At 48.8% G+C, this 17207-nt stretch carries 22 protein-coding genes and 1 pseudogene; 2 read left to right on the top strand and 21 right to left on the bottom strand.

Annotated features, from left to right (window positions below; translation table 11 throughout):
- Nucleotides 1-208, top strand: a 208-nt coding sequence (locus tag HMPREF2675_RS07825; RefSeq protein WP_283127813.1) for a DapH/DapD/GlmU-related protein, incomplete at its 5' end; no start/stop codon positions are given.
- 81 nt (nucleotides 209-289) lie between these two features.
- Here the strand turns inward: HMPREF2675_RS07825 and cysS are convergent.
- The 20 genes and pseudogenes from cysS to rpmE form a co-directional block, all read right to left on the bottom strand.
- A complete protein-coding gene (gene cysS / locus HMPREF2675_RS07820) occupies nucleotides 290-1711 on the bottom strand; it encodes a cysteine--tRNA ligase (protein ID WP_070814640.1) in 1422 nt (473 codons plus the stop codon).
- 2 nt (nucleotides 1712-1713) lie between these two features.
- Entirely contained in the window at nucleotides 1714-2346 is a 633-nt protein-coding gene (locus HMPREF2675_RS11100) for a MutH/Sau3AI family endonuclease (RefSeq protein WP_083323901.1), read from the bottom strand.
- Entirely contained in the window at nucleotides 2336-3151 is an 816-nt protein-coding gene (locus HMPREF2675_RS07810; protein WP_070814639.1) for a DNA-methyltransferase, read from the bottom strand. The genes HMPREF2675_RS11100 and HMPREF2675_RS07810 overlap by 11 nt, the downstream gene beginning before the upstream one ends.
- On the bottom strand, nucleotides 3144-3953 hold the full coding sequence (locus HMPREF2675_RS07805) for a Dam family site-specific DNA-(adenine-N6)-methyltransferase (protein ID WP_070814638.1): 810 nt from the start codon (nucleotides 3951-3953) through the stop codon (nucleotides 3144-3146). The genes HMPREF2675_RS07810 and HMPREF2675_RS07805 overlap by 8 nt, the downstream gene beginning before the upstream one ends.
- Nucleotides 3954-4113: 160 nt before the next feature.
- On the bottom strand, nucleotides 4114-5268 hold the full coding sequence (obgE, locus tag HMPREF2675_RS07800; RefSeq protein WP_070814637.1) for a GTPase ObgE: 1155 nt from the start codon (nucleotides 5266-5268) through the stop codon (nucleotides 4114-4116).
- Nucleotides 5269-5411: 143 nt separating this feature from the next.
- A complete protein-coding gene (locus tag HMPREF2675_RS07795) occupies nucleotides 5412-5900 on the bottom strand; it encodes a peroxiredoxin family protein (RefSeq protein WP_049335807.1) in 489 nt (162 codons plus the stop codon).
- Nucleotides 5897-6280, bottom strand: a complete 384-nt coding sequence (locus HMPREF2675_RS07790) for an acyl-CoA thioesterase (protein ID WP_070814636.1) — start codon at nucleotides 6278-6280, stop codon at nucleotides 5897-5899. Before HMPREF2675_RS07790 ends, HMPREF2675_RS07795 begins: the two co-directional genes overlap by 4 nt.
- On the bottom strand, nucleotides 6280-6642 hold the full coding sequence (locus HMPREF2675_RS07785) for a hypothetical protein (protein WP_003681812.1): 363 nt from the start codon (nucleotides 6640-6642) through the stop codon (nucleotides 6280-6282). Before HMPREF2675_RS07785 ends, HMPREF2675_RS07790 begins: the two co-directional genes overlap by 1 nt.
- Nucleotides 6643-6756: 114 nt before the next feature.
- Complete coding sequence (locus HMPREF2675_RS07780) at nucleotides 6757-7581, bottom strand: MlaA family lipoprotein (protein WP_070814635.1); 825 nt, start codon at nucleotides 7579-7581, stop codon at nucleotides 6757-6759.
- A complete protein-coding gene (locus HMPREF2675_RS07775; RefSeq protein WP_036493932.1) occupies nucleotides 7578-7856 on the bottom strand; it encodes an STAS domain-containing protein in 279 nt (92 codons plus the stop codon). The genes HMPREF2675_RS07780 and HMPREF2675_RS07775 overlap by 4 nt, the downstream gene beginning before the upstream one ends.
- Before the next feature lie 63 nt (nucleotides 7857-7919).
- Nucleotides 7920-8510, bottom strand: a complete 591-nt coding sequence (locus tag HMPREF2675_RS07770) for an MlaC/ttg2D family ABC transporter substrate-binding protein (protein ID WP_049332874.1) — start codon at nucleotides 8508-8510, stop codon at nucleotides 7920-7922.
- 32 nt (nucleotides 8511-8542) lie between these two features.
- Nucleotides 8543-9037, bottom strand: a complete 495-nt coding sequence (mlaD, locus tag HMPREF2675_RS07765; RefSeq protein ID WP_049329454.1) for an outer membrane lipid asymmetry maintenance protein MlaD — start codon at nucleotides 9035-9037, stop codon at nucleotides 8543-8545.
- A 49-nt stretch (nucleotides 9038-9086) separates the two neighbouring features.
- Nucleotides 9087-9863: a lipid asymmetry maintenance ABC transporter permease subunit MlaE gene (gene mlaE, locus HMPREF2675_RS07760; protein WP_049332872.1), complete on the bottom strand. Its 777-nt coding sequence runs from the start codon at nucleotides 9861-9863 to the stop codon at nucleotides 9087-9089.
- Between the two features lie 65 nt (nucleotides 9864-9928).
- A complete protein-coding gene (locus HMPREF2675_RS07755) occupies nucleotides 9929-10729 on the bottom strand; it encodes an ABC transporter ATP-binding protein (RefSeq protein WP_070765558.1) in 801 nt (266 codons plus the stop codon).
- Between the two features lie 191 nt (nucleotides 10730-10920).
- Nucleotides 10921-11178 (bottom strand): annotated as a pseudogene (locus HMPREF2675_RS11700) (hypothetical protein); the annotation flags it as partial.
- A gap of 115 nt (nucleotides 11179-11293) precedes the next feature.
- Complete coding sequence (locus tag HMPREF2675_RS11090) at nucleotides 11294-11530, bottom strand: YrhB domain-containing protein (RefSeq protein WP_083323900.1); 237 nt, start codon at nucleotides 11528-11530, stop codon at nucleotides 11294-11296.
- Between the two features lie 320 nt (nucleotides 11531-11850).
- Nucleotides 11851-12327 (bottom strand): SMI1/KNR4 family protein, encoded by a 477-nt coding sequence (locus HMPREF2675_RS07750; RefSeq protein WP_070814634.1) that lies wholly within the window; start codon nucleotides 12325-12327, stop codon nucleotides 11851-11853.
- A gap of 113 nt (nucleotides 12328-12440) precedes the next feature.
- A complete protein-coding gene (locus tag HMPREF2675_RS07745) occupies nucleotides 12441-13328 on the bottom strand; it encodes a hypothetical protein (protein ID WP_283127812.1) in 888 nt (295 codons plus the stop codon).
- Between the two features lie 148 nt (nucleotides 13329-13476).
- On the bottom strand, nucleotides 13477-15135 hold the full coding sequence (locus HMPREF2675_RS07740) for an ArnT family glycosyltransferase (RefSeq protein ID WP_070814632.1): 1659 nt from the start codon (nucleotides 15133-15135) through the stop codon (nucleotides 13477-13479).
- 235 nt (nucleotides 15136-15370) lie between these two features.
- Complete coding sequence (rpmE, locus tag HMPREF2675_RS07730) at nucleotides 15371-15586, bottom strand: 50S ribosomal protein L31 (RefSeq protein WP_003681847.1); 216 nt, start codon at nucleotides 15584-15586, stop codon at nucleotides 15371-15373.
- 281 nt (nucleotides 15587-15867) lie between these two features.
- On the opposite strand from rpmE, the gene HMPREF2675_RS07725 reads away from it, so the two are divergent.
- The gene (locus HMPREF2675_RS07725; RefSeq protein ID WP_070583988.1) at nucleotides 15868-16401 is read left to right on the top strand and encodes an acyltransferase; all 534 of its coding nucleotides are present in this window, start codon (nucleotides 15868-15870) and stop codon (nucleotides 16399-16401) included.
- A gap of 62 nt (nucleotides 16402-16463) precedes the next feature.
- Here HMPREF2675_RS07725 and HMPREF2675_RS07720 read toward each other — a convergent pair whose 3' ends face one another.
- On the bottom strand, nucleotides 16464-16928 hold the full coding sequence (locus HMPREF2675_RS07720; RefSeq protein WP_070583986.1) for a four-helix bundle copper-binding protein: 465 nt from the start codon (nucleotides 16926-16928) through the stop codon (nucleotides 16464-16466).
- Nucleotides 16929-17207 lie beyond the last annotated feature (279 nt).

The raw sequence follows: 17207 nt of genomic DNA, 5'->3' as shown, positions 1-17207 counted from the left end.
TGTTGGGGGAAGGACTTTTTTGCAAAGGTCTCCGATTGTGATTGAGGATGATGTTTGGATCAGACGGCGCGCGATTATTATGGGCGGTGTCCGAGTAGGCAAAGGAGCGGTTATCGGCGCAGGGGCTGTGGTAACTAAAGATGTGCCGCCGTATTGCGTCGCTGCTGGGAATCCTGCGGTCATCAAGAAGAACCTGTTAGAAGATTAAGTACACACATCAAGGTTTTCAACTAGATATAAAAAGGTCGTCTGAAAATGTTTTCAGACGACCTTTTTATATCAAATCAAATTAGCCGCGCCGCCAAGTCGTACCACCGGCGTTGTCTTCCAGAATGATTTTGTGTTCGTTCAGAAGGTCGCGGATGCGGTCGGACTCCGCCCAGTTTTTATCCGCGCGAGCCTGTTTGCGTCGGGCGATTAAGTCTTCGATTTCTTCGTTGGACAGGCCGTCTGAAACCGCGCCGCCTTGCAGAAACTCAATCGGATCGCGTTGCAGCAGACCAATGATGCCGCCCAAGGCTTTCAGGCAGCCGGCGAGGTGTGCATCATTGGTTTTGTTCACTTCGCCTGCCAGCTCAAACAACACGGCAACCGCTTCGACCGTACCGAAATCGTCGTTCATGGCGGCGTAGAAACGGCGAGTGTAATCATTGGCGTTTTCAAATAAATCAAACTCAGCCGCTGGTGTGTTTTTCAAGGTGGTGTACAGGCGTGTCAGCGCGCCTTTGGCGTCGTCCAGATGCGCGTCGGAGTAATTCAGCGGGCTGCGGTAGTGGGCGCGCAGGATGAAGAAGCGCACGACTTCGGGGTCGTATTGCTTCAACACTTCGCGGATGGTGAAGAAGTTGCCCAGCGATTTGGACATTTTTTCGCCGTCCACACGGATGAAGCCGTTGTGCAGCCAGTATTTGACGTGACTGGCAATGCTTTGCCCGTGGTGGGTTTGCGCGTGGTCATGGCCGCAGGTATGCCCTGTCGCGCCGACACTTTGGGCGATTTCGTTTTCGTGGTGCGGGAACTGCAAATCCGCGCCGCCGCCGTGGATGTCGAAAGTATCGCCGAACAGGTTTTCACTCATGGCGGAGCATTCGATGTGCCAACCCGGACGGCCGTTGCCCCACGGGCTTTCCCATGCCGGTTCGCCTGCTTTGGCGGCTTTCCACAACACAAAATCAAGCGGATCACGTTTGAAACCGTCCACTTCCACACGCTCGCCTGCGCGCAGGTCGTCCAACGATTTACCCGACAATTGTCCGTAAGCGGAAAATTCGCGCACAGCATAGTAAACGTCGCCGTTTGCGGCAGGGTATGCCTTGCCGTTTTGAATCAGGGTTTCAATCATGGCAATCATTTGCGGGATATTTTCCGTTGCCTTCGGCTCGATGTCGGGACGCAACACACCTAGAGCATCGGCATCTTCGTGCATAGCCTGAATGAAACGCGCAGTCAGCTCGCCGATGGTTTCGCCGTTTTCAGCCGCACGGGCAATGATTTTGTCGTCGATGTCGGTAATGTTGCGCACATAAGTGAGCGGATAGCCGCACTCGCGCAGCCAGCGCGCAATCATGTCAAACACCACCATCACGCGGGCATGGCCGAGATGGCAGTAGTCGTAAACCGTCATGCCGCAAACGTACATACGCACGTTGGCAGGATCGATGGGGGTAAAAGGTTCTTTTTGACGGGTAAGGGTGTTGTAGATGGTGGTCATGTTTAATTTTCTGTACTATTTAAATTAATGAATTTAGCCAAAAATGAAGGACGAGCATAAAATGCTCTGGATGTAGAACCATGCCCTGATCCTTTTGTTCTTGGTTGGATATATATACCCATCTTGCCTGTCAGGAAATTAAATCCTTTATTTGGGTCTAGAATGGTCTGACGTACTAAATTGTAATCAGCTTTTACTGATTCATATAAATCAGAACCTTCATTCAAATCAAATTCGACAATATCATAAACAAAACTAGGGTCATCAACAGTTCTCCCAACAGTTCTTGCAACAACGACTGCTTTTTTTAATTTTGATAGTAAGTGGCTATCTTCAAATTCTTTCTGACAAACATTGACAGGATCAATCATAGTAATAGCCATCGTTTCTTTGAATGCTAATCTACCATTTCTTAGGGTTTTTATTGGGATAGATTCTAATTCCCATGAACCGAAGTTGGGTGATTGGGCAGAATTTAACGGCAACTCCAAAAAACGTTCTACTACATGTCCCGCCCAACCTTTATTAACTTTTCCTGATGGAGCATAGACAGTAACATTATATTCTCTTGCTAAATCATGTAGGTTCTTTCCAAGTAAATCCTGCATTTTCACAATAGCCTCTCTACGTTCCATTAGTTATCCTTTTCTCTGCCAATTCAAAAAAATCTTGCTTCATCTCACATCCGCAAAATTTCCGTCCATTTTTTATAGCAGCAACACCTGTTGTTCCACTGCCCATAAATGGGTCGAAAATCAAATCGCCAACATTAGATGCAGCTAATATACAGCGCTCTAGCAATGCTAGCGGTTTTTGCGTTGGGTGTTTACCGAACGTTTTTTCCGTTTTGTTTGGTGGTGGGAACATCCAGACACTTTTCATTTGTTTGCCATTGTTTTGTATTTTCATCATGTCGTAATGGAAAATATGCTTTGCCTTCTTATCTTTCTTTGCCCATAACAGTGTTTCGGTGGAATGGGTAAAAAATCGGCAGGACAAATTAGGCGGGGGATTAGGTTTTTCCCAGGTAATATTGTTCAGAATATGATACCCGATGGTCTGCATTAAGTAGCCGATCAGATAAATATTATGAAATGTGCCACATACCCAAATCGTGCCGTTCGGTTTTAGCAAGGCATAGCATAAGCGCAGCCATTCTTCGTAAAAAACTAAATCCGCCGCCATGCCTTTAGATTTATCCCAACTACCTTTATTGACGGAAACCATTTGCCCGTTTTGGCAGGTAAAGCCATCATTGGATAAAAAATAAGGAGGATCGGCAAAAATCATATCAAAACAGCCATCCGAGTGTTTGTCCAAGATACGGCGCATCACATGAAGAGAGTCTTCGTTATAAATAATGGAGTCGTCTGAAATCAGTTTTTTCAGACTGCGTCCATAATGTGCTACTTCTTCCGATAGTTTGTTAAATTCACTCATAAATTGCTAGTAATTCTCCGACTTTTTTCCTACTGCTTCCTTTGGCGGCAATACTGCGTTGAACTTCGACTGTTTTAATAACAGCACCACGGTAAATCTCACGGGTAAATGTGGTATCGTGATTGGAAATTAGAATACCGTGCGCCCGCCGTGCTATTTGTTTGGCAGTTTCTGCCAAGCGTTTTTGTTCGTCCAAATTGAAACCGCTTTTGGAGTAGGAGGTAAAGGACGAGGTTTCGCTCAAAGGTGCATAAGGTGGGTCGCAATAAATGGTGTCGCCATCTTCCGCTGCATCTAATGCCGTCTGGAAATCGCTGCAGGTCAAATCTATCCGTTCGGATTTCTGTACAAAAGCCTGCATTTCGGTTTCGGGAAAATAAGGAGATTTGTAGCGTCCGAACGGTACGTTGAAACAGCCTTTGCTGTTGTAACGGCACAATCCGTTGAAGGCATGGCGGTTCAGATAAACAAACAGAGCTGCGCGCTCAATGGTGTCAGTACTGTGGTTAAATCTGTCACGTAAGTCATAATATTTTTTTTCGTTATTATTTTCAGGGATAAAGAAAGAATGTGCGTAGTCGATAAAACTATGTTTTTCTGTTTTTAAGTTTGAAAACAGAACAATCAAGTCAGTATTAATGTCATTGAGCAAATACCTCTCAAAATCCAAAGACAGTGATAAGGCAGCAGAGCCTGAAAACGGTTCAATCAGGCGTTTTCGTTTTTTTGTGGGGATGTGGGTTTCAATAAAGGGGACAAGTTTATACTTCCCTCCAGCCCATTTCAGAAAGGGTTTGGACATATCTTGCTCATAGCTGCCCGTAAGCGGCTATATCATATTTGGTTACTTAATAATCGCCCGTAGACGATTAGCTTGTTCGTGGTAGTTACGATTCTTTCTAAGAATACTTTGTTGAATTTCAGACGGCCTTTTACGTCATCAATAGGCCGTCTGAAATTTTTTACTCCGGCTTAAACACGCCTGTATCCGTTTTAGGCTGCTGTTCGGCAATTTCGGCTTTTGCCGCAGCCTGCTCCGCTTCGGCTTTTTCAGCTTCGATGCGTTTTTTCTCGGTTAGGTATTGGTTGATTTGGTGTACCAATTCCTGCGTGCCTTGGTGGGTCAGGGCGCTGATTTGGAAGAGGCGCGGGGTTTCCATGTCGAATTGGAATCGGTCGTCTGGTTTCGGATAGTCCCAGCCGATGGCCTCGAGGAAGGCGGCGCTACGCGCTTGGGCTTCTTCTTCATCAAGCATGTCGAGTTTGTTCAGCACCAGCCAGCGCGGTTTGCCGTAGAGTTCTTCGTCGTATTTGCGCAATTCGTTGATGATGGCGAGGGCTTCTTCGGCGGGGTTGACGGTTTCGTCGAAGGGCGCCAAATCGACAACGTGCAGCAGCAGGCCGGTGCGTGATAAGTGTTTGAGGAAACGATGGCCGAGACCTGCACCTTCTGCCGCGCCTTCAATAAGGCCGGGGATGTCGGCCATGACGAAGCTGTGGTTTTCGTCGATGCGCACGACGCCCAAGTTTGGATGCAGGGTGGTGAAGGGGTAGTTGGCGATTTTGGGGCGTGCGGCGGAGACGGCGGTAATCAGGGTGGATTTACCGGCGTTGGGCATACCTAATAAGCCGACATCGGCGAGGACTTTGAGTTCGAGTTGCAGGGAACGGGTTTCGCCTTCTTCGCCGGGCGTGGATTGTTTGGGGGCACGGTTGACGGACGATTTGAAGTGGATATTGCCCAAGCCGCCTTTACCGCCTTTGGCGAGGCAGACGCGCTGTCCGTGATAAGTCAGGTCGGCGACGATTTCGTCAGTGTCGAGGTCGCGGATGAGGGTGCCGACGGGCATTTTGAGGACGATGTCGTCCGCCCCTGCGCCGTAGCGGTCGGAGCCGTGGCCTTTTTCGCCGTTTTTGGCTTGGTAGCGTTTGACGAAGCGGTATTCGACGAGGGTGTTGGTGTTTTCGTCGGCTTCTGCCCAAACGCTGCCGCCTTTGCCGCCGTCGCCGCCGTCAGGGCCGCCGCGGGGTACGAATTTTTCGCGGCGGAAACTGGTTGCGCCATTACCGCCTTTACCTGCGGCGACTTCGATTTTTGCTTCGTCGATAAATTTCATGGTGTTCTCTTATGGGTATTCGGTTGTTTCAGACGGCCTTTGTTAATAGAGGAGCTTGGTGTCTGAACGGATAAAATGTTGCTTATTATAAAGGATATTTCGGTTTTAGGCCGTCTGAAATATGGTTTCAGACGGCCTTGGATTTATTGGGCGAGGGCTTGGTCGATTTCTTGATAGAGTTGGGTGAAATTGGGTTCGCCAACGTAGGTTTTGAGGATGTTGCCGTTTTTGTCGATCAGGACGGAAGTCGGGTAAACCTGTGTGCCAAAGGCTTTTGCGGCAGTTTTGTCGGCATCGTACATGACGGTGAAAGGAAGGCCGTATTCTTTGACGTACTGATGGACGCTTTCGATAGGGTCGATGGGCTGGGCAATGCCGAGGACTTGGAAGTTTTTGCCTTGATAGTCTTGGGCGGTTTTGATGATCTTAGGCATTTCGCTCACGCAGCCGGGGCAGGAGGGAAACCAGAAGTTAATGAGGGTAACTTTGTCTTTCAAATCGGCATTGGTAATGGTTTTGCCTTGCAGGTCGGGCAGGGCGAAATCAGGGGCGGCTTTGTTGCTGGGGATAAGGACGAAGGTAAGAAGCGCGCCAATTGTGGCAACGATGAGGAGTGTGAGTATTTTTTTCATGATGTAAGGTTTTGAATGACGTGTGCTAAGGTTTTGGGAACGCTGATGCTACGGCCGCTTTCGCTGCTGACGGGCATAAGGGTCACTTCGGCTTCGATGGCGGCTTTGCCGTTGGGCAGGGTCGCGGTTTGGCTGAGGATGATGTGGCGTGTGCCGATGTCTTTCAGACGGCCTGTGAAGGTTAAAACATCGCCTTCAAGCGACGGGCGGCGATAGCGGATGTCAACGCGTGCAACAACGAGCATGATGCCTTTGAGTTCGGACAGAAGGTCATGCTCTTGAAAAAACGTCCAGCGCGCTTCTTCGAGAAATTCGAGATAGCGTGCATTGTTGACGTGGCCGTAGCCGTCAAGGTGGTAGTTGCGGACGGTCAGTTTCATCAGTTGAGATTGATGGGTTGGAACTCTTCGCGTGCGATTGGTTCGTGTTCGAGGTCGGTAATCACGGTGGAGAGTTGGATATCGAACCATTCGTTGAAAATGTCGGCATCCAAATCCGGCCATTCGCTTTCGTCTTCGCACCAGTCGGCCAATTCGGCAGCAAAAATATCTTCAAAACGCGCTTCGATTTCGTCCCATACTTCGTCGGCAGTTTCGCATGGGCGAACGAGGTAGGAATTGGCATCGGCTTGGATATCTTCAAGCGTCAGGCCGTCTAAGTGATTGCCGGGCAGGGATTTCAGCCAGTTCCAAAAAGGATCGAGGGGGATAAGCAGGAAGACGCTGCGGTTGACTTCGTACATGGTGTTTTCCTTGGTTTCTGTATAGTTGAATGATATAGCAAAGGTGGGGGACTGGCTATCTTTTGGGGGATAAAGGCCGTCTGAATTTCAGACGGCCTTTATTTTTTGGAACAATCAGGGATTTTCTGATGGTGTTTGATACAGGCTTTGGGGATTGGCTGTATCGGGGATTTCTGCCGGAGCGGATTGGGGTGCTACCGGTTCGGAAGTGGTGTTGCTGTCCACCAAGTCATCGATGTCGATGTTGTCGTCTTCGTTTTGAGGGAGCGTGCCGCCGGTTTGTTGGGTGCGGACTTTCATGTAAAGGTCGCGTGTGTAGCTGTATTTGTCGATGGCTGCACCTTCGAGGCTGTCGGTCAGGTCGAGCAGTTCTTCACGGGTGTTGATGGCTTGCTGGCCGGTTGTGCCCCAGCGTCCTGCTCTGGTGTGGAAGACGGCATTTTTAACCGGATAGACGGTGGTGACGGCGTTGCCGACGGTATCGCGTACGGTAGACGGGCCGAGTAGGGGGACAACGAAGTAGTTGCTGTTTTTCCAGCCCCATGAGGCGAAGGTATCGCCGAGGGTGTTTTTATTGCTGGGCACACCGCCTGCACCGGCTACGTCGATTAAACCGCCAAGGCCGAAGGTGGTGTTGATGCCGACGCGGACGAGGTCTTCGCTGGCGCGTTTGACGTCAAGGCGCAGTACATTGCTGCCGAAGCTGACGACATCGCGCAGGTTGTTGAAGAAGTTGCTCACGCCGGTACGCACCGGTTTGGGCGTTATTTTGCGATAACCGCGTGCGACAGGGGAAAGGACGTATTTGTCTGCTTTGTCGTTGAACTTGGAAACGGTACGGTTGTAGCCTTCGTAAGGGTCGGCCGGATTGCGTTCGGCCAGTGCGGGAGCGGAGGCAAGGCTGATGAGGAGGCAGAGGGCAACGGTGGTTTTTTTCATGATTGCAACCAGTCTTTAATTTCGTAAAGTTCGGCCAGTGCGCGGACGGAATCGGGAATGTTTTGAATGGTCGGTTTTTTGTCTGTCCGGCGCAGAGCGTTGAGCAGTAGGGAAACGCAGGCGGAATCTGCTTTGCCTACTTGGCTGAAGTCTATGCTGTCTGTTTCTTTCAGACGGCATTGTTGTTCGTAGCGCGCAAAGGCGGAGGCAGTCAGGGTTTTGACGGTAACGTCGCCGCTGATGTAGAGCGTGCCGTTGCGGATTTCTGTTTGCATGGTGTCTTTATGATGTAAGGCACCATGCCGTCTGAACATCAGGCGGCATGGTGCGGGGGTGGATTATTTACCGCCGTTTTTGGCTTTCAAATCGGCAATCAGACCGTCGATGCCTTTGGCTTTGATGGTTTCGCCGAATTGGTTGCGGTATACGGTAACCAAGCTTGCGCCTTCGACTGCGACATTGTATGCGCGGTATCTGCTGCCGCTTTGGTAGGTGGTGAAGTCCATGTTGACCGGTTTTTGGCCGGAAACGTTGATTTCGGCGCGGACAACGATTTCTTTACCGCCTTTGTTTACGACCGGGTTGTCTTTGATGTTGACCTTGGCGTTTTTGAATTTCAGCATGGTGCCGGAGTAGGTGCGGATCAGCAGGGTTTGGAACTCTTTGGTCAACGCTTGTTTTTGTGCGTCAGTCGCAGTGCGCCACGGATTGCCGACGGCCAAAGCGGTCATGCGTTGGAAGTCGAAGTAAGGGATGGCGTAGGCTTCAGCTTTTTGGCGTGCAGTGTTGGCGTCGCCGCTGTTGAGGATTTTCAGCACTTGAACGGAGTTTTCACGGACTTGGTTGACTGCGTCGGCAGGAGAGGCAAATGCCATGCTGATGCTCAATACGCCGATGCTCAATGCGCTGATGAAGGAAGTTTTTTTCATGGGAGTGTCCTGAATATTGGGTTGATATGTGTTTATTGTTTGTTTTGACCGGCAGATTCACTGTCTGCGTTTTTTTCGGCAAAGCTGGTCATGAATTTGCCGATAAGGTTTTCCAAAACCATGGCGGAGCTGGTGACGGTAATGGTGTCGCCTGCTGCCAAAGAATCGGTATCGCCGCCTTGTTGCAGGCCGATGTATTGTTCGCCCAACAGGCCTGAAGTCAGGATTTGTGCGGAAACGTCGCTGCTGAACTGATATTGGCTGTCCAGATTGAGGGCGACTTTTGCCTGATAGGATTTAGGGTCGAGCTGAATGGAGGCAACACGGCCCACCAGTACGCCTGCGGATTTGACCGGCGCGTTGGTTTTCAAGCCGCCGATGTCGCTGAAATCGGCATAGACGGTGTAGGTTTGTGATGATTTGCCGAACGATTGTCCGCCGGCGGCGCGGAAGGCGAGGAAACCGATAGCGGCCGCGCCCAATAAGACAAACAGTCCTACCCAAAATTCCAAAGCATTTTTTTTCATGTGCTATTGTCCTTGTTTCATTCTTTTTAAGTGTCGTTTCAGACGGCCTTTAGTCGGTAAACATCCATGCGGTCAAGATGAAGTCGACGGCGAGGATGGTCAGGGCGGAAGACACTACCGTGCGTGTACTGGCGCGCAAAATACCTTCGGAGGTCGGTACGCAGTGGAAACCCTGATGTACGGCGATCAGCGTAACGGCTACGCCGAAAGCGGCGGATTTGATTAAGCCGTTGAGTACGTCGTAATGGAAGGTAATGTTGTTTTGCATTTGCGACCAGAAAATACCGCCGTCCAAACCCAGCCATTCGACGCCGACCAAATACGCGCCGTAAATACCGGCAACGTTGAAAATCGAAGCCAGCAAAGGCATGGAAAACACGCCCGCCCAAAAGCGCGGCGCAACTACGCGTGCCACGGGGTCGACCGCCATCACGTTCATTGCTTCAAGCTGCTCGGTGGTTTTCATCAAGCCGATTTCGCTGGTCATGGCACCGCCCGCGCTGCTGGCAAACAGAATGGCAGCTAATACAGGACCCAATTCGCGCAACAGGGAAGCGGCAACCATATAACCCAAAATATCGGCGGATTTGAATTTTGCCAGCTGCGTATAGCCTTGCAAGCCCAATACCATACCGACAAACAGGCCGGACACAGCAACGATCAGGACAGACAACACGCCTGCAAAGTAAACCTGGCGGATGCTCAGGCGCGGGCGGGCAAACGCCGTACCTGATTTGGCCAGGATCTGCAGGAAAAACAGCGTAATGCTGCCCAGCGATTGGATGAAGCCGAGGGTTTTTGCCCCGACGGAACGGATAAAATTCATAGGTTTCAGTTGATTGGTTAAATGGTTTTCAGACGGCCTTGTTTAAGTTTCAGGCCGTCTGAACATCAGCCCAGCAAGTCTTGTTTTAAAGTCGTTTGCGCCGGATAGCGGTAGGCGACGGGGCCGTCTGCTAAACCGCCGACAAACTGGCGTACCCAAGGCGAGTCGAGTTCGCGCATTTCTTCGGGTGAGCCGGAGAACATGATTTCGCCGTGTGCCAGGAAAATCACTTGATCGACGATTTCCAGTGATTTTTCGATGTCGTGCGTTACCATCACGCTGGTTGAGCGCAAGGCTTTGTTGGCACGGCTGATGAGGTGGGCGATGACGCCCAGCGAAATCGGGTCGAGGCCGGTGAAAGGTTCGTCGTACAACATGATTTCAGGGTCGAGCGCAATCGTACGCGCAAGGGCGACGCGGCGCGACATACCGCCGGAAAGCTCGGAAGGTATCAGGTTTTCAATGCCGCGCAAACCGACTGCATTCAGTTTCAGCAATACTAAATCGCGGATGACCGCTTCGGGCAAATCCGTCAGCTCGCGCATGGGGAAGGCGATGTTGTCGAAGACGGATAAGTCGGTGAACAATGCGCCGTGTTGGAACAAAACGCCCATGCGGCGGCGGTGTTCGTACAGCTCCTGCGCTGAAAATGCGGCCAAATTACGCCCTTCAATCAGCACTTTGCCCGATTGCGGGCGGATTTGACCCGTAATCAGGCGCATCAGCGTGGTTTTACCGCTGCCCGAACCACCCATTACGGCGGCGAAATTGCCTTGTGGAATGCTGAAGTTGATGTTGTTCAGAATAGGACGGTCGCCATATGCGAAGGCAACGTCTTTCATTTCGATGAAGGGTGTGGAACTCATGCAGGAGGGGAGTGTCGAAAAATGTATTTTAATTACGGGTATTGTAAAGGGTATTGGATATTCGGGCAATTTTCAGACGGCCTGCACTTAGGAATAACGGGTAAAAACGTGTGAAAGAATGCAGAAGCGTTGGTGGTACGGTCGTTTTGCAGCGTGTTGTGTTAAACATACAGACAGTTGTGTAGGTATATTTGTATAGAAATACAAAAAACAACTGAATCAAATCCAATAAAAATATTTTTATCATCAAATATCAATACTTTTTTTTGGGACGTTTATACAGGACACAGCTAATCCAATATCTATATTGAATTCTTTGTGAAAAGAAAGAATAAAACATCGATAAATCTCCTTTCCTCTCTTTGTAGAATAATATATTTTTGATAAGTTTTTATTAAATAGTTTTCTAACTCTATTATAGAGTTAGAAGGATATTTCTTTAATTTTATTATTTTGCTCCACGCCTAAAGCGTCCTGTTGGTTCATATTTCACCCGTTATGAGTCTATTTTCATCCATATAGTTTCAAGTTTAGTGGGATACGGACTTAGCTAATGGGTTTAAATCAACGAATAGAAGGAACTCCTCCATTTTTAGAAACAAATATAGGCCAATTTCCAATAATAGATTTGTCTATATCCATTGTCTCTAAATATTCTTTTGACTGATATGGGAAAAACCACCCATCATCATTTTCTCGTACATGAGATTCAACTATTAACAATGAAATTCCCATTTCTTGCTCTACTTGACTTAAAAAAGATACTGCGATTTTCTTTGCTTCTTGATAAGTAATTATCATGGAAATACTCCAAATTGAAAATGTTTGAAGATAGTAAAATTGACTTTGCCTCCTTTTTGTATTTGCCCATCAATATACCTTTTTGGATATACCTTTTTGGATAATTGCGCTTTATGGCCTGCTGGATCGGTGGCGTTAAACAAAGGCCGTCTGAAACGATTTTTCTGTTTTTAGACAACCTCTAAGCTCAAACCTTGAGAAGTGAATACGTGCGTTCCGCACACATCTTACCTGTTGAGTTTAGGTTTCATATGGGCTACGGCTTGCTGATTTCAGACGATTTTTTTAATTTAGTTAGGTTTTCAACTCAACCTACACACTTAATCTGAAAGTTCATATAGCATATCCAAAAAGGCATCAAAACTATCTGCAATATGGCTAGTTACCATTTTCGTATCTCCATTCTCATCTTCATAAAAATCATCATGATACATCAGAATGATACATGGATTTTCATTATATTTTCTGTAATCAAAACAGATATAATCGCCATTAGCTGAAATTCCAAAAGCAATCACTTTTTTTGCATACCCATATTCATCATCAATACATGAATAGCTATAAATATCTTCATAGCCTAAATTTTGCTTATATCCTAAAAATGAAATGTCCCTTTCATCATTTTCACCGTATTGATTGACAAAATTGAAAATATTTTCTTTAGGGTATAAATGATCATGTTTACTAAGAAGTGATACATATGAAACAGGAAAAACGACCCCTACATCTTCAGCAAATTGTTGAATTGTTCTTATTTGAACCAATCCCTCATCTGATGATATTGATAGTTTTCTCATTTTTACTGACCTTTCTTTCACGATTTTTGACCAGTATGCCTAACAGCTTTATGAATACTATTAGGAATTAACTGCATATTATAAAGAGGCGGGCAAACATGCCCGCCTTGTTTTTAATATTTCTGCAAACCTTCTACCTTGATTTCTTTGGCATTGGCATTGATGAAGGCTTGGGTTGCTTTCATCGTGGCTTGGATGCGCGGATCGTTCCAACGCACGATTTGGTTGTTTTCATCGCGCTTGTCTGACCAGATAATCACGCCGTCGGTGTATTTTTTGCTGATTTCGAGCATTTTACGCCAACGGACGGGGTCGATGAACTGTTTGAAATAAGGACTGTTGGTGGCCGAATAATATTGCGGCCAGATGTAGCCGATGATTTTTTTGTTGGGAAAGCGTTGATGAATGTCGTCAACGGCGGTTTTCACGTCTTTTTCCCATTGCACCAAATCGGGGGAAGTGATGTAGAACACAGGATTGGCATAGTCGCTGATGGCGGCGGTGGGCGCACGGCGTTTGCTGACTTGTCGCCATTTGGCCAAGATGGTTTCGTTGTCAACGTTGGGGCGATAGTGGCGGATGCCGTGCAGGTGTTCGGAAGGCATGCCGTAGTTGCTGATGACGGCGCGCGGGTTTTCTTCTCTGAAGATTTGGTACATCCGCGCAAAGTCGGTTCTTAATTCGTCGGGAGTCAGCAGCTGGCCGTCTTTTTCGGCAAACCAGCTTTCGATGTCGGTAGAAATGGTGCGGTAGCCTTCGCGGCGCGATTGTTTGGCCAATTCACGGATGCGCGCTTCGTTGAGTACGCCGTGTTTGCGTTTGCCCGTCGGATCGGGTTTGACCAGCTCGCTTTCGTAAACCAAGAACACTTTGGAGAGTTTGTCGGCAGTAAGGTCGGGTTTACCGACATAGTCCATGCGGTCGTAGATGATGAAGTCTTTGGCATGGGCGGAGAGGGCGGTCAATAAGAGGACAAGGGGCAAAAGGCGGTTGGGTTTCATGTTTTTAGACAGATAAGGGAAAAGGGCCATTGTACGGGAAGCGGTGTTAAAGTGAGTCAAAGGCCGTCTGAAAGGATAAAAGTTCTTTCAGACGGCCTTTTATTTGAATGTAGCAGGAATATTCAGCTTTATGGCTAGTGTCACGGATTTATTGCGCTGAAGTTTTCTCTAAGAATAGGAAAGTCTCGGCTTTGTTGCGCGGTCTTGCGCCTTGCCACAAGGTTTGCCAACCCGAAGGTGCACCGGCATTGGCGGCTTGACGGATGAGGCGGTAGTGGCAGGACGGATTGTCGGTTGTGGTTTTGATATGGCTGTATTGATTCCATGCGATTCGTGTGCGCTGGTCTTGGCTGTCGATGCTCATACATTCGAGGCCGTCTGAAAGTTTCTGTTTCAATTCGGCAGAAAGCGCGGCTTCCATTTGGTGTACAACCGGCGCATGGCTTTTGGCGGCGTTGAGCCACGGTAAAAACAGGGTCATTAGTAAAGCCCAAGCCAAGGTAACGCCGGCTGCCCAGTTGGTTACGGCTTGGCGGCCGCGGATGTTTTTACGCGTAATCGCCCAGAGCCATAACGGGGTAAACAGCAGGGCGACGGTCATCGGAATTGGGTCGATGTCGGGGATGTAATATGGGCTGAAATAGGCGGCGCGTTCGGCCAGTTTGGCGGGCCAGCCGTAGTTCATGGCGAAGAAGCCCAGCCACAGGAAGACGGCAATCAGACCAAATGCCATGATGCCGAACCAGTTGATAAATGCCGCTGCGCCGCGGCGTAGTCCGTCCAGTTGTGCCGCGCCGAGCAGGGCGAGCGGCGGCAACAGCCAAACGAGGTTGTCTTGCAGGCGTTGCGGGTTGATGGCGAGCAGGGCTGTCATGATAACCAGCCACGACAGGCTCAGAATGCCCCAGTTTTTATCGTGGATACGCGTGCGGCTGAGCGTCCATGCCGCCAGTGGCCAGGCAGGCAAGGCAAACCACAGCAGGTTTTTTAGATAATAGGGCAGGTTGAAGGCCGTCTGAATCTGATGGAAGCCGCCGAATACGCCTAAGAAATAATGGTTGAACCAAATATCAAACCATTCGGGATTGGTTTTCGATAAGACCAGCGGATACAGAATCAGCAGAGGCAGGGAAACGACGATGGCGCCAATCAGGGTCAGCAGATAGCGTTTGCTCTGCCAAGTGGAATGGAACGACAGGGCAAGTGCCAAAAACATCATGGCTGAAGTCAGCAGGTAACCTGAGGAGAGGGCGAGTAAAACCCAGCCGCCGCACAACAACAAAATGGCAATAATGACGCGGCGGCGTGCCAGTGAAAAGCCGCACAGAATCAATCCAAACGCGGCAAAAGCGGCCGACATGGGATTGAGGAAGTGGGCGATGGGCAGCAAACCGATGCTGCCGATAAGGATTAAGACAACGCTGCGGCCGTGGTGTCTGCCGAGGAAGTTGAAACCGGCAAATCCGCAGGCCGTCAGTCCGATGGCGGTAAATACCACGCCGGCAAAACGCGCGGCATCATAGGCATCGGCCGCCCAAGGTGAAAACAGTGTTTGGAATGCGGTTGCCACCCACAAAAAAGCAGGGGAGATGGTGAAGTCGGGTTGGCCGAAGATTTGTGCAACCAACAGGCTGCCGCCGTTTTTCATGGATTCGGAGGCGGTAAAGAGGGAGGGTTCGGCAGGGTTCCACAAGTCATGCGAGAACACGCCCGGCCACAGCCAGGCAAAGGCCATCAGCAGCAGAAGCCATGGTTTTTCATGGGTTTTTTGGGGGCGGCGCGGATCGGGCGGTGTGTAAGTCAGCATGGAAGGTCAAAAAACGGTTGGTTTGAATAGCAATGGTACAGGGTTTGACGGGTTTGCGCGATATGCCGGACCGGAGAGCTTTGTAAAAGAATGCTTACGGCTCGTTTTTATCGGGTGTTTGGAAGGATATGGCATTTGGTTGACGACAAAAAGCTCAGGCCGTCTGAAAGAAAAGTTTCAGACGGCCTGAATGCAAAAAAGACTGCACGAAGCAGTCTTTTTGACAAAGCGGCAATTAGCGTTTGAACAGGTTGCCGAATTTGTTGTTGAATTTGTCCACACGACCGGTAGTGTCGACGATTTTTTGAGTACCGGTGTAGAAAGGGTGGCACAGAGAGCAAACCTCAACGTTGAAGCTGTCTTTCTCCATTGCGGATTTGGTTACGAATTTGTTGCCGCAAGAGCAGGTAACGTTGATTTCGTGGTAGTTCGGGTGAATACCTTGTTTCATTTGATTTCCTTTCGATTAAGCGGGCACAGGGGTTTTGCCTGTACTTCAGTTAAGCGTGGAATTTTCGCTATTTTTGGCTGTTTCGTCAAGAGGATATTTTGTATGCAGGGTAGTTTCGCAACAGAAGAGAACAGTTTAGAATAGAATATCGAACCAAATATTATGCGATCAGATTGTAATCTAACTGAAAAGAGGATGTAAAACCTCCTCTAGATGTGAAACTTTAAGAAGAATAATAGTCTGAATAATATTTACGCTTGTACGAACAGGAGACGGAATCAATGTGGAAAAAGATATTGACGTGCATTTTGCGTGTTTTGGGAGGAGTGTTGCCCCCGTCTTATTGCAAACCATTCGGCAGAATTGCGCAAAAATTCCGTGTTGCTTTGGCTGCGTGTATTTCTCCAAACATCGGTAAAAACGTCAATATTGAAAAAGGCGGGTACGTCTTTCCGGATACGGTAGTCGGCGACAATTCGGGTATCGGCGTAAATTGCGAAATCTGCCGCGGTTTGACCCTCGGCAAGAACGTGATGATGGGGCCGGAATGCCTGTTTTATTCGACCAACCACAAATTCAACCCTGAAACCCGCCGCTTCGAAGGTTATACAGATATCAGCCCGATTGTGATTGAAGATGATGTTTGGATTGGCCGGCGTGCGATTATCATGGGCGGCGTTACCATCGGTAAAGGCGCGGTAATCGGTGCAGGTTCGGTGGTTACCAAAGATGTGCCGCCTTATTGCGTGGCTGCGGGCAACCCTGCGATTGTTCGGAAAAAACTGCTGGATGAGCAAGAGCTTGCAGCCGAATAGCGTAAACAAAATAGCAAAATAAAAGGCCGTCTGAATTTCAGACGGCCTTTTTTCAATAGTGCTTAAGCGGCAATTTTTTCGCATTCTTTAATGCAAGCCAAGCAAGATTCGTAGCAGGCTTTGCATTCAGCGTGGTGGCCGGCGTGTTCTTTGCAGGCGGCAGCACATTGTTTGCAGGCTTCGATGCACACTTTTGCCAAAGATGGGGTCAGGCGTGAATTTTGGGCAGCGAGGTTTTGCAAGGTGCCGCACAGTGCCAACATTTGGTTAACGCCGGTTGCGCAGTCTTTCATGGAAGTATCACCGGAGCTCAACAGAGTGATGCAGTGAGTCAGGCAGATTTGACCGGCTTCAACGCAATGTGCGGCCGCTTTGCGCGCAGCTTCGTAGGCGCGCGGTGCAGAATGCGCGTGACCAGCATGACCGGCGTGGTGTGCATGGCCGGCATGGTCGTGAGCACGGGCAAAAGAAGCGGCGGCGGTAAGGGAAACAGCAGCGGCGCTGCCGATAAATTGACGACGGTTCATAAGATAGAGTCCTTTTTGCTTTGTGAAATAATATTACGAATGATTAAGTCTATTCGATAACAAGAGGTTAACATATTCTTTGTTTGTAAACAATAAAGGCTGCCTGAACTTTTAGGCGGACTTTCTTTTAGATTTACGCGTTAGGTTGATAGAGTTTTCTTTTTCTGAATCAGCAGCCTCAACGAAGTTGCCGTGCCATCAAGACTGTATCAGTATAGCCAGTCATAAAGGTTTTACGAATAAAAAGAAAAGGCCGTCTGAAAAATATTCAGACGGCCT

The sequence above is a fragment of the Neisseria sp. HMSC061H08 genome, assembly GCF_001836795.1.
In the GTDB taxonomy this organism is placed as follows: domain Bacteria; phylum Pseudomonadota; class Gammaproteobacteria; order Burkholderiales; family Neisseriaceae; genus Neisseria; species Neisseria subflava_A.
Note: the sequence above shows the minus strand (reverse complement) of the source record. Positions and strands in the feature narration are given on the sequence as shown.